The sequence below is a fragment of the Segatella buccae ATCC 33574 genome (assembly GCF_000184945.1).
GTDB classification, from domain to species: Bacteria; Bacteroidota; Bacteroidia; order Bacteroidales; family Bacteroidaceae; genus Prevotella; species Prevotella buccae.
The window spans coordinates 1,824,587-1,846,051 of record NZ_GL586311.1; the positions used below are offsets into that span (position 1 = coordinate 1,824,587).

The 21,465-nt window shown below is 48.3% G+C and carries 17 protein-coding genes; 6 read left to right on the top strand and 11 right to left on the bottom strand.

Annotated features, from left to right (window positions below):
* Positions 1-5: 5 nt before the first annotated feature.
* The 8 genes from HMPREF6485_RS06980 to HMPREF6485_RS07015 all read right to left on the bottom strand — a co-directional run bounded on the left by HMPREF6485_RS06980 (position 6) and on the right by HMPREF6485_RS07015 (position 11,507).
* On the bottom strand, positions 6-4,664 hold the full coding sequence (locus HMPREF6485_RS06980; RefSeq protein WP_004345626.1) for a translocation/assembly module TamB domain-containing protein: 4,659 nt from the start codon (positions 4,662-4,664) through the stop codon (positions 6-8).
* A 113-nt stretch (positions 4,665-4,777) separates the two neighbouring features.
* The gene (locus HMPREF6485_RS06985) at positions 4,778-5,449 is read right to left on the bottom strand and encodes an RluA family pseudouridine synthase (RefSeq protein ID WP_004340344.1); all 672 of its coding nucleotides are present in this window, start codon (positions 5,447-5,449) and stop codon (positions 4,778-4,780) included.
* Between the two features lie 87 nt (positions 5,450-5,536).
* The gene (fabG, locus tag HMPREF6485_RS06990; protein WP_004345629.1) at positions 5,537-6,283 is read right to left on the bottom strand and encodes a 3-oxoacyl-[acyl-carrier-protein] reductase; all 747 of its coding nucleotides are present in this window, start codon (positions 6,281-6,283) and stop codon (positions 5,537-5,539) included.
* A 61-nt stretch (positions 6,284-6,344) separates the two neighbouring features.
* On the bottom strand, positions 6,345-6,941 hold the full coding sequence (locus tag HMPREF6485_RS06995) for a TetR/AcrR family transcriptional regulator (protein ID WP_004340347.1): 597 nt from the start codon (positions 6,939-6,941) through the stop codon (positions 6,345-6,347).
* 443 nt (positions 6,942-7,384) lie between these two features.
* Entirely contained in the window at positions 7,385-9,172 is a 1,788-nt protein-coding gene (locus HMPREF6485_RS07000; protein ID WP_004345632.1) for a chloride channel protein, read from the bottom strand.
* 3 nt (positions 9,173-9,175) lie between these two features.
* Positions 9,176-9,754, bottom strand: coding sequence for an L-threonylcarbamoyladenylate synthase (locus tag HMPREF6485_RS07005; RefSeq protein ID WP_004340350.1), 579 nt, complete (start codon positions 9,752-9,754; stop codon positions 9,176-9,178).
* 67 nt (positions 9,755-9,821) lie between these two features.
* Positions 9,822-10,790 (bottom strand): methionyl-tRNA formyltransferase, encoded by a 969-nt coding sequence (gene fmt, locus HMPREF6485_RS07010; protein ID WP_004345634.1) that lies wholly within the window; start codon positions 10,788-10,790, stop codon positions 9,822-9,824.
* A 57-nt stretch (positions 10,791-10,847) separates the two neighbouring features.
* Positions 10,848-11,507 (bottom strand): outer membrane beta-barrel protein, encoded by a 660-nt coding sequence (locus tag HMPREF6485_RS07015; protein ID WP_004345636.1) that lies wholly within the window; start codon positions 11,505-11,507, stop codon positions 10,848-10,850.
* Between the two features lie 336 nt (positions 11,508-11,843).
* Between HMPREF6485_RS07015 and HMPREF6485_RS07025 the strand changes: the two genes are divergently transcribed.
* Both HMPREF6485_RS07025 and HMPREF6485_RS07030 read left to right on the top strand, forming a co-directional pair.
* Positions 11,844-12,698: an HAD family hydrolase gene (locus HMPREF6485_RS07025; RefSeq protein ID WP_004345640.1), complete on the top strand. Its 855-nt coding sequence runs from the start codon at positions 11,844-11,846 to the stop codon at positions 12,696-12,698.
* A gap of 86 nt (positions 12,699-12,784) precedes the next feature.
* Positions 12,785-13,966, top strand: coding sequence for a glycosyltransferase family 4 protein (locus tag HMPREF6485_RS07030; RefSeq protein ID WP_155814434.1), 1,182 nt, complete (start codon positions 12,785-12,787; stop codon positions 13,964-13,966).
* A 132-nt stretch (positions 13,967-14,098) separates the two neighbouring features.
* Here the strand turns inward: HMPREF6485_RS07030 and HMPREF6485_RS07035 are convergent, their stop codons facing one another.
* The 3 genes from HMPREF6485_RS07035 to HMPREF6485_RS07045 all read right to left on the bottom strand — a co-directional run bounded on the left by HMPREF6485_RS07035 (position 14,099) and on the right by HMPREF6485_RS07045 (position 16,392).
* Positions 14,099-14,845: a TIGR02757 family protein gene (locus HMPREF6485_RS07035; RefSeq protein WP_044126331.1), complete on the bottom strand. Its 747-nt coding sequence runs from the start codon at positions 14,843-14,845 to the stop codon at positions 14,099-14,101.
* Positions 14,846-14,942: 97 nt separating this feature from the next.
* Positions 14,943-15,134, bottom strand: coding sequence for a hypothetical protein (locus tag HMPREF6485_RS07040; RefSeq protein ID WP_232209145.1), 192 nt, complete (start codon positions 15,132-15,134; stop codon positions 14,943-14,945).
* Between the two features lie 49 nt (positions 15,135-15,183).
* Entirely contained in the window at positions 15,184-16,392 is a 1,209-nt protein-coding gene (locus HMPREF6485_RS07045; protein ID WP_248622254.1) for a hypothetical protein, read from the bottom strand.
* A 480-nt stretch (positions 16,393-16,872) separates the two neighbouring features.
* Here HMPREF6485_RS07045 and HMPREF6485_RS07050 point away from each other — a divergent pair, with 480 nt between their 5' ends.
* The 4 genes from HMPREF6485_RS07050 to glmM all read left to right on the top strand — a co-directional run bounded on the left by HMPREF6485_RS07050 (position 16,873) and on the right by glmM (position 21,024).
* Positions 16,873-17,784, top strand: a complete 912-nt coding sequence (locus tag HMPREF6485_RS07050) for a glycosyltransferase family protein (RefSeq protein WP_044125909.1) — start codon at positions 16,873-16,875, stop codon at positions 17,782-17,784.
* Positions 17,784-18,824, top strand: a complete 1,041-nt coding sequence (locus HMPREF6485_RS07055; protein WP_004345649.1) for a DHH family phosphoesterase — start codon at positions 17,784-17,786, stop codon at positions 18,822-18,824. The genes HMPREF6485_RS07050 and HMPREF6485_RS07055 overlap by 1 nt, the downstream gene beginning before the upstream one ends.
* 118 nt (positions 18,825-18,942) lie before the next feature.
* Positions 18,943-19,590, top strand: a complete 648-nt coding sequence (locus HMPREF6485_RS07060) for a DUF4827 domain-containing protein (RefSeq protein WP_004340365.1) — start codon at positions 18,943-18,945, stop codon at positions 19,588-19,590.
* Between the two features lie 42 nt (positions 19,591-19,632).
* Complete coding sequence (gene glmM / locus HMPREF6485_RS07065) at positions 19,633-21,024, top strand: phosphoglucosamine mutase (RefSeq protein WP_004345650.1); 1,392 nt, start codon at positions 19,633-19,635, stop codon at positions 21,022-21,024.
* Positions 21,025-21,465: the final 441 nt, after the last annotated feature.

The following is a 21,465-nucleotide window of genomic DNA, read 5'->3' on the forward strand; positions in this document are numbered from 1 at the left end:
TCTGGTTATCTGTTCTTTTGCTTTTCCGGAACGGTCATCGCCCCACTTTTTACAGTATCTTTGGAGACTTGTATGGGGGGCAGTTGTGACTTCTCTTTTCCAAATCGGAAAATATCTCTGAAATGTAAAAGCTTACGACGCCACATAAAGCCGATGCCATACTCTCCAATCCTACCTTCAAGCCAATCATAAGTGCTGTTATCGTAGAAAGCACGCAAATATTTGCTTGAGTTCTGGTCAAGACGATATTCCAATTCCACATTATCGAAAAATGAATTGTTATGGTTACTTTGGTCAAGTTCTGCACCGGTGGACACCTGTCCACCAACTATTACACTCAGTCGGTTGTTCCACAAACGCTTGGCAAATTTGAAATTATAGTCGGTGTGCAGGCCGCCGGCAGCGTTAGTGGAATTGTCGACGGTCATACCCAGATCAAAGCCCATAGAGCGTATGGCCGATCCGGCAATATTGTTGATTTCGGAATTGAGGAAACTACTGAGGGCACTGTTCATCGAGAACGAACTTGTGTTGCCGTCGACAAGATACATGCCTGAAGCCAACATTGTGATGGCCACTTTTCCACGCTCCTCCACCGACATGGTGTTGAGTTCGTCTTGAATGGACATATCATTAGGTGCTGAGATGATAAACTGAATGCCGGGATGGGTGAGGGTCTTTGAGAGTTTAACACCACACTCGAAATCGACAGACCGCCCGGAGCCGGTTCCACTATTGACAGAAGCCTTGACTTCTTCCGTGGCTGTGATGTTCAGTTGCGGGTCGTAAGGATCACCGGTAAACTCAATGCGACTGCCGTCCTGAATACTGAAAGTCTTGAGTGGAATTACAGGCAACGAATATTTCATCTTGCCATTGTTGAGCGTATAGCGGCCGGTGAGCTGCAGATTGTCGGAAGGATTGTACGACATTCTAAGTTCTCCACCTCCCATCAGATCGATATAATTGGAGTGGTCGGCATTGAGTGCACAAAGGATATGGGCCGACTCATCGATACCCACACTCATCGCCATGTCAAGGCCTTGGGGCTTAGGCCGGGATATGGGCTGAATCTTCTTATCTTTGAAATTAATGAACTTCACCAGTTCGTCAAGTTGATTGTCGGTGGTGAGTTCCGACTCCCGAAGTACGTAGGTCATGTCCGTAGTTCCCAACACATCAAGTCGTCCGCGCATCTGCAAGTTGTCCAATGGACCGCGCATCATGCCGAAAAAGTTCACAAAAGCCTTGCCGTATGCTTCTGAGCGGTAGTTCTCTTTGGCGGCTATGAGCTGGAAGTTTTCGGCCCTCATCCGCACATCAAGCACCATGCGATCAAGATTGGAAAAGTCGAAATCGCCTGCGATGTTGAGCGGGCTGGAGTTATTAGCAAACATCTCGAAGTTTTCGAAGAGCAGATGGCTGCCCACAATGCGTACAGGGTCGTTGGCAAAGCGCATCTCTACGCCATAGGGAATACTGAAGAGGTGGGCGGAATCAAGGTAGACTTCACCGTTTACTTGTGGTTGCTTCAAAGAGCCTTTCACGTCAAGTTCACCTTCTCCATATCCTCGCAGACCCATCAACTGGTTGGGAATGAAGCCGTTGACAAAATGCAGTGGCAAGCGTTCGAGCCCAATCTTGGCATCAAGATAGCCGTCGCCGTCAGAGCGATAGGTTCCTTGAAGGGTGCCCACCTCCTCGTCTTCATACAGCAGCCGCCCGTCTACATAGTGACTGCCGTCAGCCTTTGGCATATACACAAATTCGGAACTGACATTCCCCACCGGAGAATGTTCGTAAACAAGATTGTTTATTGAAATATTGGAAGAAACTGAAAGTTCTTTTGCCGTTTGAATGGCATGGAAGTCGCCATCCATAATGCCCGAAACATCCGGAGTGTAAGGAATCACAGACAGAATTTTATCCAAATTGAATCGGTGAAGACTAAGCGTCACGTCTTGTAAGGCATCGGTATTGTCATCATTGGTGAACACATCCACACCGGCTCCGTCGGAGGCCTGCAACTGCAATTTGGCCGAAACCCGACGGTTGTCAGCCAGGAAGAAGTAGTTGTTACTATTAGCCTCAAATCGTTTGTATCCTAAAATCGGACTGGTATCGGTGAGGGAGAGACGCACCCCGTTGGCCTCCATCGTGGCAGCCATCCCCACATCGATCCCCAGCCTATTATTGATGTCGAATATACGAGTGCGCAGGTCGGAACCTGAACGTCCCAAAGTGCCTGAGACGATGGCTTTAAAGGTATATTGGGGATTGTTCTTGTTGTTGATTACTTGCAGATTATAATTGAGCACACTGTCATTGGAGGAGAAGAGGGCCCTGACGGTATCCAACTGCACACCGGAATAGACCAAAGAGTCGGCAGACAAATAACCGTCAAGTCCTTTCTGTGGCGAGGAAGTCAAATCGGCTCTGACTGACTTGTAGAAACAGCCATAACGCTCAAGTATATGGCAAATGAAATTGTCTCGCCCCGTATCAAGATAGATGCGCACAAGTGGAAAACGATGACGCAAGACTATCTGGTCTATATGGCGGGCCTTTAGTTGAATTTGGAAGTCGTTTGACAACCGGGTAAGTTGGGATTGCAGGTGGCGATAGCCGCCACGGGCATCCATATTGAGGTGGAAGTCACCACAATCGACAACGGCATGGGTGGTGTCGCGGCGGGTAAGCACATCCATGACCACGTCTTCCGGTCGGTAGGCCATGCTGTCAGTCCACACGGTGATATCGCTCACAAGCCCCCGCACCTGATAATAGTCCTTCATGTCGCTGCCCACATCAATGTGTCCACACACCGAAGCTACGATGGGCGTGTCGCTGATGCGGAGATGAAAGAGGTCTATTTTGTCGAGATCGGCCGACACCGTTGCTTGCAAGTGCTTTACATGGGTGAGTGCCTGCACACTGAGCCGCCCCTTGAGTAGGGCGTTACGACTGTCTATGAGAGCGTTGATGCGTCCACGTTCCACGCGGGCTGTGGCATCGATCTGGTCTAAATTGTATCCTCCAAGGTTGAATCGTTCGATTTTAGCATGGGCTGTGAGGCGTGTCTTGGGGGAGAATAAATCGGTTCCCACGCCCTCAGCTTCCACATAGCCGGTAAAGGGATGGAGTCCTTGCCGAGGCAAGAAGTGTTGTAAGGGTAGAGCGTGGACTTGGAGCTTGGCTTGATAGGCCATGCGCGGGACATCCATCCGGGCCGATCCGGCTACTTGTCCGCCACCTTCACGAGCGATGAAACGAGCAGCATAGCATTGCCCGTCGACGCTAAAACTTCCCTCAGCTCCAATACCTCGCGGAATGTTGATTTGCTTCATCAATGCCGGATCAAGCAGAGATGTAAGGAATGCCAAATCAAATGTTTTGGCATCAAACTTCACCTTAGCTCGCATCTTATCCACCGAAGTGAGATTCCTCGCCCATCCATCGGCTTTGAAACGGAATGCTGTCGGAAGACTCACTTGCAGCCCTGCAAATGACAAATGGCGCAGATTGCCTTTCATGGAACCATCTATGCGGAGCGGATAATTAGGCCAACGCCGACGGAAATCCGTTGGCATGTCACTGAGAAAACGCATGAGGTCTTGTTTACCGATAGAGCCGTGCAGAATGGCACGGAGACGGCCGGGAACTGTATCGGCGAAAGTGTTCAATTCCATATCCACATCGGCCTTCACAACAGACTCGGTGGTTTGTACTTGCAGGTCGGGTAGTCGTAGGCGGATGCTGTCAAGCAACAGTGTACCTGTGAGCGTTTTCACCTTAATGCCGCTCTTTTCACAAAAGTGGCCTTTATGGATGCGGATAGCCAAGCGCGAATCGCAATAGCTGAACGAGTCGGCCTGCAAATCCAAACTGTCAAGCAATAAATGATTGAAGTCGAGCCCTTTGGTCGCTGTGGCAAAGTTATTGTCGTAAGCCGCATGTCCCCCAAGCCAATCGACTTGCCCCACCTGATAGAGTCCTTTATGCAAATCAAGGAACACACGTCGGGCATCGGCCTCTGTGAAGAGCGTATTCACTTTGAGGGTGTCGCCGGGCAAATGGAGGGTGAAATCTGTGTTGCGGAGTTTAAGATGAGCAATGTCGATTTTCCAGAAGTTGGTACTCGGAGTCGTATCTTGCTTTACGGTGTCGCTCAACTCCACAGACAACCATCCGTTGGCCACTAAAGCGTCATCTACCCGCACTTTCTCCTTCCCCCAATCTATGCCGTGGGCTTTTAGTGAAAGACGGGAAAGCTCACCCTTAATACGCGCTTCATGGATGAAATTGGTGGTGTTGACCTTCATCTTTCTGAAGTCCAACTCATCCACCATGACCTGTTTGCTGAATAACGGCAACACCTGCACATCGACAACGAGCTTGGCTATATCGGCCACCGTATCTTTTATCTGCGGAATGGAGTCATTGCGACGGACAACTTTGATGCCTTCCACGCCCAAATCAAGAGGAAATTCAAGATTCACATGAGACACAGAGACTTCCATTCCCATTTTCTCAGAGGCGTATGAGGCAACCCGCTTTACCGCCCAATTCTGCACAGGAGGGAGATAAACCAGTATTGCAAGAAACAGAAAAAAAAACATAGGGGCCAAAATGGCGCTCCCAATCCATTTCAAGGTTTTCGTCATAAGCCACACAGGAGGTAATCCGCTAAATGGGGATAGATGTTATAATACTTGCAAAGTAAATAAAATTTGCGGATATGAGAAAATAATAATGCAAGTTTTTTATACGAAGAACACTATTCCGGAGAGAACGCCTTCCATAGAGCATCGGCAGGAAGCGGACTGACGGCGGATATTGTTTCTTTCGAAACCGGATGCACAAACTCTACCCGTCGTGAAAGCAGGGAGATGCCTCCATCAGGATTGCTACGGGGAAAACCATATTTCAGATCACCCTTGATGGGGCAACCGATATGTGCCAACTGGCAACGTATCTGATGATGGCGTCCCGTTAGGAGATTTACTTCCAACAGACAATAATGCTCGGAACGACTGATGACATGATATTTCAGAACCGCTTTCTTGGAATTAGGCACCTCATGGTCGTAAGCATAACTTTTATTCTGTTGCTCGTTGCGCACAATCCAGTTTTCAAGCGTCCCTTCTTCATGCATTGGAGCATCTTTCACGATGGCCCAATAGGTCTTGTGTACATCGCCGTTGCGAAACATCATGTTGAGCCGGGAAAGGGCTTTTGAGGTCTTGGCAAAGACAACCAGCCCGGACACGGGGCGATCAAGACGATGCACCACGCCGATAAACACATTACCCGGCTTCTGATACTTTTCTTTGATATATCGTTTCACGGCCTCGGACAAAGGCTCGTCACCCGTCTTGTCACCTTGGACAATCTCACCGCTTTCTTTGAAAACGATGATCAAATGATTATCTTCGTAAACTAGTTTCAAATCTCAATGGAATGATTAAAAGAGATTTCCCCTCTTCGCAATCAAAGAGAGGAAATCCCTATTATTTGGAAATAATGTATTGGCAAATTACATATTCATGCCGCCGTCTACTTGAATCACCTGACCGCTTACATAGCTTGACATGTCAGAGGCCAGATAAACAGCCGTGTTGGCGATATCTTCCACATTGCCACCACGACGGAGTGGAATCTTGCCAATCCATTCCTTGCGGATGTCTTCAGGCAATGCCTGGGTCATGGCTGTATCAATGAAACCGGGAGCGATTGCATTGGCGCGGATGCCCTTGGGGCCCATTTCCTGGCCGACACTCTTGGCCAAAGCTATCATACCGGCTTTGGAGGCGGCATAATTGGCTTGTCCGGCATTGCCATGGACACCTACCACGGAGGCCATATTGATGATGGAACCGCCACGCTGACGCATCATCAAAGGCACACAGGCATGGATGAAATTGAAGGCACTCTTCAAATTCACAGCTATCACTGCATCCCACTGCTGTTCTGTCATACGAAGCATGAGGCCATCCTTAGTGATACCTGCATTATTGACGAGGATATCTATCGATCCAAATTCTTCCTTCACCTGTTTCACCACTTCTTCGGTTTGGGCAAAGTCGGCAGCATTGCTAGCAAATCCCTTGGCTTTCACACCTTTGGCAGCAATCTCTGCCTCAGTAGCTTTCCCGTTCTCATCAATCACGAGATCGGTAAAAGCAATATTTGCCCCTTCTTCGGCAAACTTCAATGCGATGGCCTTTCCTATGCCACGTGCGGCACCTGTAATCAAGGCCGTCTTACCTGTCAGTAATCCCATTTTCTTTTCTTCTTTTTATTTAATTTATGATTGTCTATCCATTGATTGGATTGTTCTGTTTCTACAGCTTGAAGCCCGACTTGCCCAAAGCACCATAAACGACCTTGGCCACAAGAGGCTTGCTTGTTTCTTCCGTGAGTCCATGTCCCAAACGTCCATAGATGAAAGGCACTTCAAGACCTTTAATGCAATAGTGGGTTATATCGGCAACCAATTCCACATTCTCAATATCGAATTCGCCGTCGGCTTTTCCTTCGGAATATACCTTTCTGAAAAGTTCGATCTCGTCTTCATCAAAATTCTTCCGTACCTTTTCCACCATCCAAATATTACGGAAAAATTCTGCACGAAGATTGCCATTCCTTACCACTGTTTCTTTAATCATGCTCAGATGAGTATAAATCAGCTCTATGATTTTATCCTGTGGCCGTATCTTTTTGGCTGCCACTTCATCCAACTTGTCGGAAAGTCGTTCCAACTCAGACTCGATTACAGCATAATACACATCTTCTTTCCTATTAAAATAGGTGTACAATGTGCGACGTCCCTTCCCGGAAGCAAGGGCTATATCATTCATAGTTGTGTTGGCCACGCCGTTTTTAGCAAATAACTGGCGTGCGACATCAACCAACTTTTGGCGAGTTTTGGAAATGGACATATTATTATAATTCCAACGTCTTTTCGGTTGCACATAAATATAACTATGTGCAAAAATAAGTATTTCAACTGGAATATGCAAATAACTTGATGCGCAAAACATCCATTTTAGCAATTTTTAGTGTGTTGGTTCAATCGGTGTTTGAGGGGGGAGAACTCCGGATAGAATAATTGTTAAACTATTTGTTCGTTTTTGTGTCTTAACCGGCTTTAAGCCGGTTAAGACAGATGCTCCCCACGGCAGGGGCTGAAAAAGCCTCCTTTATGGAAAGGGAAACTTTTAGGTCTAAAAAAAGGAGTACACGAGAACTTCCTTTGTTATAGCAAAGGTAAGATGAATATGTCTTTTTTGCAAATGTGTGGTGAATATATTTGGTAAACTTAGGGGGGGCTGATGCTTTGTTGATGCCCGACTTCAGGAAAGTCTTTCCGACTCCTTCTGCCTTACTCTGCGCTTAAGTCGGAGACCATTTTGCGATACATGGCATATATGTGAATACGGCTGATATATCCTTTCAGTCGGCCGTCCACATCGGCCACCGGTAGTTGGGCGGCATCTGTCTGTTCAAATTTCTTCATTACTTCCTCCATCGAGTCATTTTCTCCCAAAACAGCGGATGGCTCTTGCATGAGTTGGCGCACGGTGAACCGGTTGTAAAGTTCGGTGCGGAAGATGATGTGGCGGATGTGGGTGATGTCGATGATGCCCAACAACGTGCCGGCATCGTCGACTACGGGCAGGAAATTGTTGTTGCTTCGGCTGATTTCATGCACCAGACTGCCCATGGGCAGATCGGGCTTCACGGGGTGGTAATCTTTCTCTATGACGCTCTTCATGCTCATCAGGGTGAGTACGGCGCGGTCGGTGTGGTGGGTGATGAGCCGCCCCTCGCGTGCCAGTCGCAGGGCATAGATGCTGTGGGTTTCAAAGATGTTGGTGGTGAGATAGGCCGAGATGCAGACGATCATCAGTGGCATGAGCAGTCCATAGCCTCCCGTAAGCTCTGCTATGAGGAAGATGCCGGTCAGTGGGGCGTGCATCACGGCTGTCATCACGCCGGCCATGCCCATCAGAGTGAAGTTTTGTTCGGGAATGTAGGTGCCCACCTGATAGGTGTTCCAAAGGCGGGAGAAGAAAAAGCCGGCAAAGCCTCCGATGAACAGAGAGGGGGCAAATGTACCGCCGCAGCCGCCGGATCCGTTGGTGGCCGAAGTGGCAAAGACCTTCGACAGCACCACCATGCCCACGTAGAGTAGGAGCAGATTGTCGTGGCCGTAGAACAGTGAACCGTTCATGATGGTGTTCCAGTCGGCGATAGTCTTGCCGCTCAACAATACATTGACAGCCGAATAACCCTCGCCGTAGAGCGACGGGAAAAGGAAGATGAGCGTGCTTAACATCAGCCCTCCGCATACCAACCGAAGGTAGGGGTGCTTGGCCATCTTGGCAAACATGCCCTCGCAGGATGTCATGCCCCGCATGAAGTAGAGTCCGACAAATGCACAAAACACGCCGAGGAGGATGCAGGGTGGCGTACGCTCTAACTGCCAGCCATTGGTGAGTGTGAAATCGAAGAGGGAGGAGTTACCCATGAAGATCACCGAAAACACAGTGGCCGTGACACAGGAGATGAGGATAGGGAGCAGCGAAGCCATGGTGAGATCTACCATCAGCACTTCGAGGGTAAACACCAGACCGGCGATGGGGGCCTTGAAGATGCCGGCAATGGCAGCCGCGGCACCACACCCCACGAGGAGCATCAGCGTCTTGTTGTCCATCTTGAACAGCTGGCCGAGATTGCTGCCTATGGCCGACCCGGTGAGTACAATGGGAGCTTCGGCACCCACCGAACCGCCGAAACCGATGGTGAGCCCCGAGGCAATGACGCTCGACCAGCAGTTGTGGGCTCGTAGGTGTGACTGTTTGGTGGCGATGGCATACAGCACACGCGTGATGCCGTGAGAAATGTTGTCTCTCACAACATATTTGATGAAAAGATAGGTGAGATAGATGCCAACGATGGGGAATATCAGGAACAGCCAGTTCGATGAGTTGGCCCTCATGCTTCCCGTGAGCAGTATCTGGATTTCGTGAATGATGCTGTGCAGGATGAATGCTGCCACCGAGGCGAGCACACCTATGGTGAACGACAGGATAAGAGTCATCTGGCGGGTGGAGACGTGGGCCGTCCGCCAGCTGTGCAATCGTTCAAACATGGTGCTTGTTTCCATCCTCTACTTTCTGATAATGGTTACTTCTCCGTTTCGGCCCAACTTGATGATGCTGCTCGGTGTGTGAGGTTTGTGCTCCTGCCTGCGACTCCAGCACACATAGTCTACGGCCTCCACTACTTCTGGGGCAATGTCGCAGAAGTTTTGCGCGGCAGGTTGTCCGCTGATATTGGCACTGGTGCTGACGATGGCTTTCTGCATGCGGAAACACAGTTCTTTGGAAAACTTCTCGTAGGTGATGCGCACGGCCAAACTGCCGTCTTCGGCTATCAGGTTGGGGGCCACGTTGACGGCATCGTCAAGGATGATGGTTGTGGGCTTGCCCCCCTCGGCGGTGGAATCGACAAGCTCCCATGCCACAGAGGGGATATTGCGGAAATATTTCTGCATTCGTGCATCGGAGTCTACCAAACAGATGAGTGCTTTCGAGTCGTCACGCTGCTTGATTTGATAGACTTTAGCTACAGCTTCCGGATTGGTGGCATCGCAGCCGATGCCCCAAACAGTGTCGGTGGGGTAGAGGATGACTCCCCCTTTGCGCATACACTCCACTGCATTCTTGATATCTTCTTGTATAGTCATAGTTTCTTCTTTTTGTTTGGTTCGGGCTCTTTATAGTTTGTGGAAGCCCGTACCGTTGTCGGTATATTTACAGTTTGGCGGCAAAGCCGTTAAGGAAATCTTTGGCCGCCATGCGCTTTTTGCCAGCCATTTGAAGTTCGAATATCTCCAGCCACTCGTCCCGGCAGGCAATGAGCAGCCGTTTGCCCTCTTGGTGAACTGTGCCGGGCGTGGCAGCTGTGGCCTCACCGGTTTTCCCGGTCTTGAATATTTTAAGTGGTGCCTTGGTCGGAAAAGACACGTTGTCGGTCCAACTTCCAGGGTATGGACTCAGTCCTCTCACGAAGTCGTACACCCTCTTGGCCGGTCGGTTCCAGTTGATGCGGCAAGTCTCTTTAAATATTTTGGGTGCCGTGTGCAGTGTGTCGGTGGGCACATTGTGGTCTAGCCACTCTGCCTGCGCTGTCGAAGCTACGGTTCCGTTGCCTGCAAGAAGCCTGTCTACCGTCTCTACGGCAGTCTGCGCTCCAAGTTCCATGAGTCCGTTGTAGACATATTCTACATCGGCATCATCGGGTATGGGGAAGTGCCTTTGCAGGATGATGCGCCCCGTGTCGATGTCTTTGTTAAGGAAAAAGGTAGTGACACCGGTCTCCGTCTCGCCGTTGATGATGGCCCAGTTGATGGGGGCCGCTCCACGATATTGGGGGAGTAGTGCGGCATGTACATTGAATGTGCCGAAACGGGGCCTACTCCAAACGACTTCCGGAAGCATGCGGAAAGCGACCACTATTTGCAGATCGGCTTTATAGGATGCCAACTGCTCTATAAAAGTCGGATCTTTCATTTTCTCCGGCTGCAATATTGGCAGCCCGTGGGCAAGTGCATATTTCTTTACTTCTGATGGCTGTAGGGTATCTTGATGTCTGCCCACCGGTCTATCGGGTTGTGTCACCACAGCCACTATATTATATCCACCCTCATAGAGTCGTTTCAGAGTGCCCACGGCAAACTCCGGGGTGCCCATGAAAATAATGCGTAAGTCTTTTTTCTCCACGATCCTTGAAATGACAAAATGTTGTATACAGCTAGGAATTATAAGCCAGTCTCAATGTTAGAAGCAACGAAAACGGTAGCCGACGGTGAACTGTGCGCCCATGTTGCGGGCTTTGCCGAGGGCTTGCTTGCCCCGTTCACTTTTTCCCAACTCCTTGACCGATACGGCATAGCGGGCATCAATGAAGAAGTTTTTGATGAGGAAAGTGAAACCTGCCGGCACCATGATGTCGCCGCGATGGATGTCCGATTCTATGTTGCGCTTGTCCCCTTGGTTGGTATCCCAATCGGCGGTGGCCGTAAATTCACGCTTGAGACCAGCTCCTAAATAGAGTCCCAAACACTTTGCTGGATAATATTTAAAAAGGTAATCAATGTTGAGATAATCAAAGGTATAGGTAAATTTCATGGGACTACCATCTGTATTGGTTGAATGGCCGGAATTGTCATCGGCATTCCCGCATGACAGGTGGCTCCAATAGACTTCAACATTGGAGGAGAACTTGGGTGTGACATATACTTCGAGAAAGATACCTGCTACCGGTCCTGGTTTCCACGAAGCATTAAGAGAGGTGAGTGTAGAGTAGTTGGCACCAATCTTGGGGCCGACGAAAATATCCCATTGATTTCGTTTGTCCTTATATTTGAATGTCGACTGAGCGTTGATAGTGATTGTCGAAATCATGCACAATAGCATGACTAGAAGAAACTTTTTCATATACATCGAATTTTATGTTGCAAAAATACGTCAAATCGCCGATATAAACAAATTTTGCCCTTTCTTTTTCTTTCTTTTCGCAACCTTTGTCCTGCTGCCAAACGCGTTTTGTTGTGTACTTGGATGTCGTTTTCTGTCAAAACAAAATGAAAAAGGGCCGTTCTTTTTGAAGTTTGAAAATAATTGTTTACCTTTGCCCTCACAAAGAGAATGGTTTTGAGTTTCTGTTCCCTATACAGTATTGACATCAAGATGATGGTCTGAATTGTAAACGCATGAGTGTTAAAAAACGACATCACACGGTGTCTGTTAGTTGTGGTTGAAATAATCTTGCTTATGGAGGAGCACTCGAAAGTTGCACTGATATATGATTTTGATGGAACGTTGTCTCCGGGCAATATGCAGGAATTTGGCTTTATCCAAGCCATAGGAAAGGATAAAGATGAGTTTTGGGCGAAGAACCGGCAACTTTCTGAAGAGAATGATGCCAATGGCATTCTCTGTTATATGTATTTGATGCTGCAGGCCGCTTTGCAAAACAACATCTCGCTCAAGCGTGAGTCGTTCCGTCACTTCGGTTCGAAGATAGAGCTTTATGAGGGGGTGAAAGGTTGGTTTAAACTGGTTGGAGACTACGGCAGGTCTATAGGGCTTGATGTGCGCCATTATATCAACTCTTCAGGATTGAAAGAGATGATAGAAGGCACGTCCATCGCCCATGAGTTTGACAATATTTACGCCTGCTCCTATCTTTATAATGATAACGGTTCTGCCTATTGGCCGGCCATAGCAGTTGATTATACGACGAAGACGCAGTTTTTGTTCAAGATCAACAAGGGCATTGAGGCCGTCAGCGACGATATTAAAATCAATGAATATGTGCCGGAGAATGAACGTCCTATCCCTTTCACACACATGATATATTTCGGTGATGGAGAAACGGACATTCCCTGCATGAAGATGGTCAAAGAGCATGGAGGACATTCGATAGCCGTCTATTCAGACAAACGGAAAGAGGCCACGGCCCTGAAACTGATAGACGAGAATCGTGTCAATTTTGTTTGCCGGGCCGATTATCGTGAATCTGGTGAGATTTATCATGTAGTCAGGCGTATTCTGGATAAGGTAAAGGCCGACTGCGAATTTAACAAATTGTTACGGGTGCATCATGATAAAATAGCGAGTGAGTGAGCAGAGAGTACCTGTATTGATAGTAAGACTCAAAGTTATAATATTTAAATGAACAAGATATGGTTTTGTTAACACTTTTTGGAGGTATGTTTGAATACATGACATTGAGACTGTGGGTATTGGGAATAATCCTTCCTTTTGTCAGTGCAATGGTTATCACGGCTTTGGTTCATCCCGTCATCGTCAAAATGGCATTGAAGAAGAATATGACCGACGCCCCTGATTATAGGAAACTCCAGAAACAACCTGTTCCGGTTATGGGTGGTCTGGCTGTGTTCTTTGGTGTGGTTGTCGGAGCCGGGGTAACGAGCATGTTCTTTAACACCTATGCTTTGTTTACTTGCGTTGTCGCATTGACGGTCATGATGTATGTAGGCATGCTCGACGACATGGTGGGACTTAGCCCCATTGTCCGCATCGTCTTGGAAATAGCTGTCATTGCGTTTGTCGTGAAAATGGATCTGACCAACATCAATGACTTTCATGGGCTTTTCGGCATTGGGAAACTCCCGGTTTATGTATCTTTGCCACTTTGCACTGTTGCCTGTGTGGGAATCATCAATGCTGTCAACATGATTGACGGTGTTGATGGGTTGTCAACTGGCTTGTGCATATTTGCCTGCCTGTGTTTTGGGGTGGTGTTTTGTGCCTCTTACGACGGGACAATGAGTGTTATGGCTGCATTGGCTGCAGGAGCCTTGGTTCCTTTTTTCTTTCACAACGTGTTTGGCAGCACTTCAAAGATGTTTATTGGAGATGCCGGTACCATGATGATGGGTATGCTGATGAGCATATTTTGTATGCGCATGATAGACAACACGTCGTTGGCAGCAGCCAATCATCCGGGGTTTGGGGTGATTGCTTTCTGTGTGAGTGTGTTGAGCATACCGGTGTTTGATACCTTGCGCGTGATGACGGGACGAATGTGGAAGGGTGTCAGTCCTTTCCATCCCGACAAGAGTCATTTGCATCATTTATTTATAGAAATAGGTTTCTCTCATGTTGGAACCACGATAATGGTGATAAGTCTCAATATGCTGAATGTGTTGTGTTGGTTTGTTGCCTATTTGGCGGGAGCTGATGTCACATGGCAATTTATTGTCGTTGTGGTGGTTGCTTTCCTGAATACTACAGTGCTGTTTTATACTGTGCGGAAAATGAATCATAAGCATCTGCCTTACCGCATGTTAAAACGGATAGCGGAACTTAGCCACATGGAGACAGGAGAGTGGTTTATGACTATTAGGAGGATTCTTGACAAAATATGAAAGCCGGCTTTTCGGGTGGGTTTGGCTTATGGGCAGGCTCCTCATAAAGAAGGTAAAGAAAATGGCAAGTCAACGAGAGGTCTCGATGTCTTGCCATTTTTTGGTGTAAGGTATTAGCTTGTTTCTCTTTTCTTACGGGGCGATAGCCTTTTGTATCCCGCATCCAAATAGGGCGAAATCGCCTTTGAGGGGATCGTCGGGAAAAACCTTTCGCAATTCATCTGTGAGTTTTTGGGCAGTGCGCATGGAAGGTTGTGTAGTGGCGAGCAGTCCCAATCGTTTAGCCTCCTCCATAACGTGGGTGTCAAGTGGGATGATGAGTGTGCGCTTGTCGATGAAAGTCCATAGACCTAAATCAACGGGTGAGCAGTCACGTACCATCCAGCGAAGCAGCATACACACCCGTTTGCACGATGAGGTGGTGCTTTTGGGAACGAGATGCCCTACATCCCATAAATGAAAATGACGGGTCATAGCGGTTATAGCATCGTGGGCCGTAGTTGCCCGTTCTTTGACAAATTCTCCGATGCTGCCATGTTTTATCAGGATATCTTGTATTCCCATGAAGAGTTGGTGAACATGATGATAGGTCTGTAATCGGTAAAATCGTTCCGGTGTATCGGGAATTGCCACTGTAAATGAATTGTCCTTGATCCATGAATAGATATTACCGCGCGACTCTTTCAAGAACAATTGAATCTTTGGCATAAACAGCTTGCGGTTCCCATAACTGAGGCAGGAGGCTATGAGTGCCATAACTTCTTGGTTGTGTGGGCCCTCCACTTGGTGCATGAACCAACTGGGATCACCTGTCAGAAAGTCTGTCGTCTCATATTTGGCAGCATATTCAGTTAGCAGCTCTCTGGTCTTACAATTCATTTTTTGGTCTTTTGTCTCTATTGGTAGTTGGCTCCTTGTTGGTATAGAACTGGAGGATAAAGGTGGGTAATTATTTTCTTTTCCTTTGATCGATAGATTATTCCTCATCCCATGTGGTCCAAATGGAGAAGTCTTTGGCACTCGCAGTAATCTCATCTGTCCCATTATCGGCTTTGTCTATATTAAGACTGCGGATAAACTCATATTTGGCCGATGATGAGGCTAATAAGGGCTGGATGCTAATATGATATCTTTTTATTGTCGGCTGAAGGTATTTCTTTCTTTTCATATTTTTATTATGATTATAGATGATGGTTGTATGGTTTTCTTTCATTAAATTATTGCACAAACTTCTTTCCATTGCAGATATATATTCCATGAGGCAACGAATTTCGGGTATCGGCATCTGCCACTTTCATACCTTGCAGGTTGTAGATGGCAGAAGTGTTTTTCTTTGTTTCACGGTATTCCATATTCTGAATGCCGGTACCGATATTGAGCAGAAACTCTTTTGCAGTAGCAGCTTTTTCAGAAGTAATATACCAACGGTAGGGCTTGATTTTGATTGTACGGTTTTTGCATGAATAAATCTTGTTGTTGGCCACCACGTATAAGTCGGCAGCCTCTTTGAACTCTTGGTTTTCGTATGTCGCATGATAAGTGATGTCTCCTACCTTAACAGTTTGCTCTTCACCCCCATACTGAAACTTTGTGGAAGCCGGGAAGATGAAAGGTTGGCTGTTGAAAGATTCTCCTTTAATAAGATAAGGTTTGTTGGCTTTCATCGTTTCGCCGTTGTCCATAGAGATAAATTCTATCGCTTGTGTGTTGTCTTCATTCAGCCGATAGACCGTGGTTTGCATACCGAACACCTCCCGATAGTTCTCAACATCAAACGGGAGAATTAACGTGTTAAGCGCATTGGGTTCAAATGTACGGTGAAGGGATACGGCAGCATCTTCTCCCTTGTTTGTTTTTGTAGGGAGTGGGCTGTCTTCTGTTAATGTGATGCCGTAGGAGGGTAATCGGGTGATGGCGTATAGATTAGCTGCAGGATGTTCCTTTGTAGGAGAAGCGTATAAACCAAAATAATTGTTAGTCTTATGGTAACATAAATATGTCTTATAAAGCTGTAGACCTTTTCCCGATTTTGTCAATTTACAGAAATCATTTGCTTTGTCATAGCATTTTAGCCAATTATATTTTTCTTTACTATAACCAACATATTTTCCTTTTTTAGTGTCGTATAAGAAAAAGTTGCCATCGCATTCTATAAGTCTAAATAGATTACTCTCAGTGATAGCCTCTTCTTTTGAATATTTTGCAGCCGCACCATATAAGAAAGGGCCATTTTGTGCTTGCTCTTGTATGGGAACCGTTTTACTGTATTTCGCTTTTTCTATGCGTGTCATTAGAAATAATTGCCCTGCGCCATTGGATAAAGATTCCAGAGGATCTGAGACTAATTGGGGAGTTTCTGTTTGTGCTTGTCCGCATAGAGTCACTGTCATGAAGATACATGACAATAGAAGATGTTTTTTTACCATTGTATTTAAATTGAAATGTTGTTCACATTATTATACTACAAAGGTAAACAAAAAATACTTGGACATGGTTTCTCATCCAAGTCCATTAGCATAATTTAAAAAATAGAGGGCTGTTTTTGTAAAGATTCACATTTCTACGGCGATTATCCGATACATGACATTATAACTATGCACAACTTATCTTATTTCCCACCAGTTTTACGTGGCTTTGATCTAAATATGTTTTTTAACTATAAGCCTTTTATTATCACATTTTTCTTACCCCATTCTGCTATGTTTTTCATTTTTTATCCATACCTTTGCAGCAAATAGGTGGCATTCGATGAGTGGAATGAGAATACTCATACCGCTTGTTTGCACAATGAAGGAACGATGGCAGAAGGCTTTTTTGTACAAAACATAGGCCGGTCACATCTGCCCACCCATAGAAATAAAAAAGATAAAAGTGCGCTTTTTAATTACTTTAAAACCGAAATAACAATGAAACCAACATTAGTTCTCCTCGCTGCAGGAATGGGTAGCCGCTATGGTGGCTTGAAGCAGTTGGACGGCCTGGGCCCCAACGGTGAAACAATCATGGACTATTCCATCTACGATGCCATTCAGTCGGGCTTTGGCAAGATTGTGTTCATCATCCGCAAAGATTTTGAAGACCAGTTCCGGCAGCAGGTACTTTCCAAGTATGAAGGGCATGTGCCCGTGGAACTTTGCTTCCAGAGCATCGATGCCCTCCCCGAAGGATTCAGTGTGCCGGCCGGCCGCGAAAAGCCTTGGGGCACCAACCATGCCGTGCTCATGGCCAAGAACGTGGTGAAAGAACCTTTCTGCGTAATCAACTGTGACGACTTCTACAACCGTGACTGCTTCAAGGTGATGGGGCGTTTCCTTGCCGAATTGCCCGAGGGCAGCAAAAACAAGTATGCCATGGTAGGTTTCCGCGTGGGCAACACGTTGAGCGACAACGGTACGGTGGCCCGCGGTGTGTGCTCGAAAGATGCCGAAGACCATCTCGCGACCGTTGTGGAGCGTACCGAAATAGAGCGTCGCGAGGGCGTGGTGAAGTATAAAGACGAACAGGGCGAGTGGGTAGCCATTGGCGACAACACACCGGTCTCGATGAACGTATGGGGATTCACACCCGACTATTTCGAATACAGCGAAGCCTATTTCAAGGAGTTTCTCAGTGACCCGAAGAACATGGAAAACCTCAAGGCTGAGTTTTTCATTCCTTTGATGGTGAACAAGCTCATCAACGAAGGCACCGCTACCGTAGAAGTGCTCGACACCACCAGCAAGTGGTTTGGCGTGACCTATGCTGCCGACCGCCAGAGTGTCGTGGACAAGATTCAAAGCCTTGTAGACGAAGGCGTTTATCCCAACAAACTTTTTTGATGCAGATTAACATTTTATCAGAATCAGAAGCCGCTACCCTCCGCGAGTTGATAGCGGCTTCTGAGCGTATAGTCATTTGCGGACATAAGTCGCCCGACGGCGATGCCATAGGTTCCTCCCTCGGGTGGGCCGCCTATCTTCGCTCTTTGGGCAAGTCGCCCGACATTGTGATGCCCGATGCCATGCCCGACTTTCTCCATTGGTTGCCCAACTCCGAAAAGGTGGTGCGCCACGACAAGCGCACGGCTGAAGTGAGCCGGATGTTGCAGCAGGCCGACTTGTTGTTCTGCCTCGACTTCAACGATCCGGGCCGTGTGGAAGACATGCAGGCCGATGTCGTGGCATCACCTGCCCGTAAGGTGATGATCGACCACCACCTCGACCCCAATTTCCCCGACACGGCCCTCGCCGTTTCCCACCCGGAGATGAGTTCCACTTCCGAGATGGTGTTCCGGGTGGTGTGGCAGCTGGGTGGTTTTGAGGGGCTTGACAGGCAGTGGGCTGCTCCCATTTATTGTGGAATGATGACCGATACCGGTGGGTTTACCTATAACAGTACCAACCCCGAAATCTATTTCATCATCAGCCAGTTGCTTACCAAGGGCATCGACAAAGACAAGATCTACCGCAACGTGTTCAACAACTACAGTTCGTGGGCCGTGCGCCTGCGAGGCTACATGATGTGTCAAAAGCTCAACGTTTTTGAAGACCTGCACGCCTCTTACTATGCGATGACCCGCACCGAGTTGCGCGACTTCCACTTCATTCGCGGTGATGCCGAAGGGCTCGTCAATGAACCTCTTCGCATCAAAGGGCTCAAACTCTCCATCTCGCTGCGCGAAGACACCGAGCGCGACAACCTCGTGCTTGTGAGCGTGAGGTCGGTCGATGATTTCCCGGCCAATGAGGTGGCTGCCCGCTTCTTCAACGGTGGCGGCCATGTCAATGCCGCCGGCGGCAAACTGCATTGCAGCATCAGTGAGGCCGAACAGGTGGCCCGGAAGGCCATCCGGGCTTTTGCTGACAGACTGAAGGCGTAAATTCCGTTAAATGAGGAATCAAACTTGATAAATAGACTAAAAAACTCGATGGGCTCTCGCCCGTGTGTAATCTTTTTATTAACTTTGTTCCCTGTTAAAATGTATAATAAACAATACAATGAGAAAAGTAGTATATGGATTGCTGGCCGTCGTCGGTGGAGTGATGTTGTTTTCTTCTTGCAACAGGGGAGAGACCTACGCCGAACAGAAAGACCGCGAGCGTGAGGCCATCAATGCCCTTGTCGTGAAGCAGGGCATCAAGGTGATTTCGGAAAGCGAGTTCTTGACCGACACCACTACCGATGTCTCTAAAAACGAGTTTGTGCTGTTTGACAATACCGGAGTCTACATGCAGATCGTCAAGAGGGGAACCGGCGAGAAAATAGCCGACGGCGAGACGACCGATGTGCTGTGCCGTTTCAAGGAGGCCAATCTGTTTGTCAACCCCAACCTCTCGCCCGACTCTTGCCTGACCAATACCACCCATGCTTATGCTTACAAGCCCGACAAGCTGACCGTGACCAACAATTCCGGTACTTTCACGGCCTCGTTCTTGAGCGGTTTGATGTACGATACCTACAAGACGACTTCCGTTCCGTCGGGTTGGCTCATTCCGCTCACTTATATCAAGTTGGATCGTCTCAAGAGTGCCGGTTCCGAACTGGCTAAGGTGAGGCTCATTGTGCCCCACACACAGGGGCAGCAGAATGCCACGCAGAATGTCTATCCCTGCTATTACGAAATCAGTTACGAGAAGGGTCGCTAATCTTATCCACACGCATTTAACATCTAAAAATATTCAGGCATTATGACGTTAATCAAGTCTATATCCGGCATTCGCGGAACCATCGGCGGACGGGCCGGTGACACGCTCAATCCGCTCGACATCGTAAAGTTCACTTCGGCCTACGCCACTTTCATTCGGCGTAGTGCCCGGTCAGACAGCAACAAGATTGTTGTGGGCCGCGATGCCCGCATTTCGGGGCTCATGGTGAAAAACGTGGTCTGTGGCACGCTCATGGGCATGGGATATGATGTGATCAACATCGGTCCCGCCACCACTCCCACCACCGAACTGGCCGTGCGCATGAGTGGGGCAGCCGGCGGCATCATCATCACTGCCTCCCACAATCCTCGCCATTGGAACGCCCTGAAATTGCTCAACCACGAAGGGGAGTTTCTCACCAAGGACGACGGCAACGAGGTGCTCGCCATTGCCGAACATGAAGACTTTGAGTTTGCCGATGTTGACCATCTCGGCAGCTACACTGACGACCGCACTTTCGACGATCGCCACATCGAAGCTGTGCTGGCTCTCCGGCTCGTTGATGTCGAGGCCATCCGCAAGGCCCACTTCAAGGTGGCTGTGGATGCCATCAACTCCGTGGGCGGCATCATTCTGCCTCGGCTGCTCGACCGTTTGGGCGTGGAATATACTTTTCTCAACGGCGAGCCCAATGGCAATTTTGCCCACAACCCCGAGCCGTTGGAGAAGAATCTGGGCGGCATCATGGCCGAATTGCAGAAAGGCGGCTACGACATGGGCATTGTGGTAGACCCTGATGTAGACCGTTTGGCCTTTATTCAGGAAGACGGCAAGATGTTCGGCGAGGAGTACACCCTTGTCAGCGTGGCCGACTATGTGCTCTCTCACACTCCCGGCAACACGGTGAGCAACCTCAGTTCCACCCGTGCCCTGCGCGATGTCACCGAGCGTCATGGCGGTCACTATGCCGCTGCGGCTGTGGGCGAGGTCAATGTCACCACCAAGATGAAGGAGGTTGGGGCCGTGATTGGCGGCGAAGGCAACGGCGGTGTCATCTATCCCGAGAGTCACTATGGGCGCGATGCCCTTGTGGGCATAGCCCTTTTCCTGAGCAGTTTGGCCCATAAGGGGTGCAAAGTGAGCGAGTTGCGGGCCACTTATCCCAACTATTTCATCGCCAAAAACCGCATCGATCTCACTCCTGACACCGATGTGGATGCCATTCTTGTGAAAGTGAAAGAGATGTTTGCCGCCGATGCCACGGCGCAGGTCAACGACATCGATGGGGTAAAAATCGACTTTCCCGACAAATGGGTGCATCTGCGCAAGTCCAACACCGAACCCATCATCCGTGTCTACAGCGAAGCGGCCACGATGGACGAGGCCGATGCCCTCGGCAAGAAACTCATGCAGGTGGTCTATGACATGCAATGATACTCGTAGCTCTGCGCGCAATGTGATAAACAAATCGGGCTGCCGGAAACTTCCGGCAGCCCGATTTGTTTGGTGTAGGGACTTTCCATAAAAGTTGTTTTTTGTCGTTCGGCATACTGATAAGGAATATATCGCTGTCTGCTTTTTTCGTCATTGATTTGCAATCACTTCATTTTTGTCGTATCTTTGCATCGCCAAAGGGAGTACGTGAGTGCTCCCTTTTTTTAGCTTTCCTTCTGCTATGGATATCATTGAGGCCGAATGAGCTTGCAAAAGAGCCCCTTGGGCATTCTCATTCGGCTCGACTGAGCTTCCAAGTGTGGCCCTTTCGCAAGGTCGTTCGGGCTTAGTGAGAAAATTGATGGGCCGGATGGGGCAAATGGGAGGAATGAGATAAGACGGAAAGATGAGTGGCGAAAAGTCGCATGTAAATCTTTTTCG

Excerpts from the sequence above, each read along its gene's own strand:
- HMPREF6485_RS07050 (WP_044125909.1), top strand. The coding sequence starts at position 16,873 with ATGAAACCAACATTAGTTCTCCTCGCTGCAGGAATGGGTAGCCGCTAT.
- HMPREF6485_RS07000 (WP_004345632.1), bottom strand. The coding sequence starts at position 9,172 with ATGGAAACAAGCACCATGTTTGAACGATTGCACAGCTGGCGGACGGCC.
- glmM (WP_004345650.1), top strand. The coding sequence starts at position 19,633 with ATGACGTTAATCAAGTCTATATCCGGCATTCGCGGAACCATCGGCGGA.
- HMPREF6485_RS07055 (WP_004345649.1), top strand. The coding sequence starts at position 17,784 with ATGCAGATTAACATTTTATCAGAATCAGAAGCCGCTACCCTCCGCGAG.
- HMPREF6485_RS06980 (WP_004345626.1), bottom strand. The coding sequence starts at position 4,664 with ATGACGAAAACCTTGAAATGGATTGGGAGCGCCATTTTGGCCCCTATG.
- HMPREF6485_RS07035 (WP_044126331.1), bottom strand. The coding sequence starts at position 14,845 with ATGAATTGTAAGACCAGAGAGCTGCTAACTGAATATGCTGCCAAATAT.
- HMPREF6485_RS07025 (WP_004345640.1), top strand. The coding sequence starts at position 11,844 with ATGGAGGAGCACTCGAAAGTTGCACTGATATATGATTTTGATGGAACG.
- HMPREF6485_RS07005 (WP_004340350.1), bottom strand. The coding sequence starts at position 9,754 with ATGACTATACAAGAAGATATCAAGAATGCAGTGGAGTGTATGCGCAAA.
- HMPREF6485_RS07060 (WP_004340365.1), top strand. The coding sequence starts at position 18,943 with ATGAGAAAAGTAGTATATGGATTGCTGGCCGTCGTCGGTGGAGTGATG.
- HMPREF6485_RS07030 (WP_155814434.1), top strand. The coding sequence starts at position 12,785 with ATGTTTGAATACATGACATTGAGACTGTGGGTATTGGGAATAATCCTT.
- fabG (WP_004345629.1), bottom strand. The coding sequence starts at position 6,283 with ATGGGATTACTGACAGGTAAGACGGCCTTGATTACAGGTGCCGCACGT.
- HMPREF6485_RS06995 (WP_004340347.1), bottom strand. The coding sequence starts at position 6,941 with ATGTCCATTTCCAAAACTCGCCAAAAGTTGGTTGATGTCGCACGCCAG.
- HMPREF6485_RS07045 (WP_248622254.1), bottom strand. The coding sequence starts at position 16,392 with ATGGTAAAAAAACATCTTCTATTGTCATGTATCTTCATGACAGTGACT.
- HMPREF6485_RS07015 (WP_004345636.1), bottom strand. The coding sequence starts at position 11,507 with ATGAAAAAGTTTCTTCTAGTCATGCTATTGTGCATGATTTCGACAATC.
- HMPREF6485_RS07040 (WP_232209145.1), bottom strand. The coding sequence starts at position 15,134 with ATGAAAAGAAAGAAATACCTTCAGCCGACAATAAAAAGATATCATATT.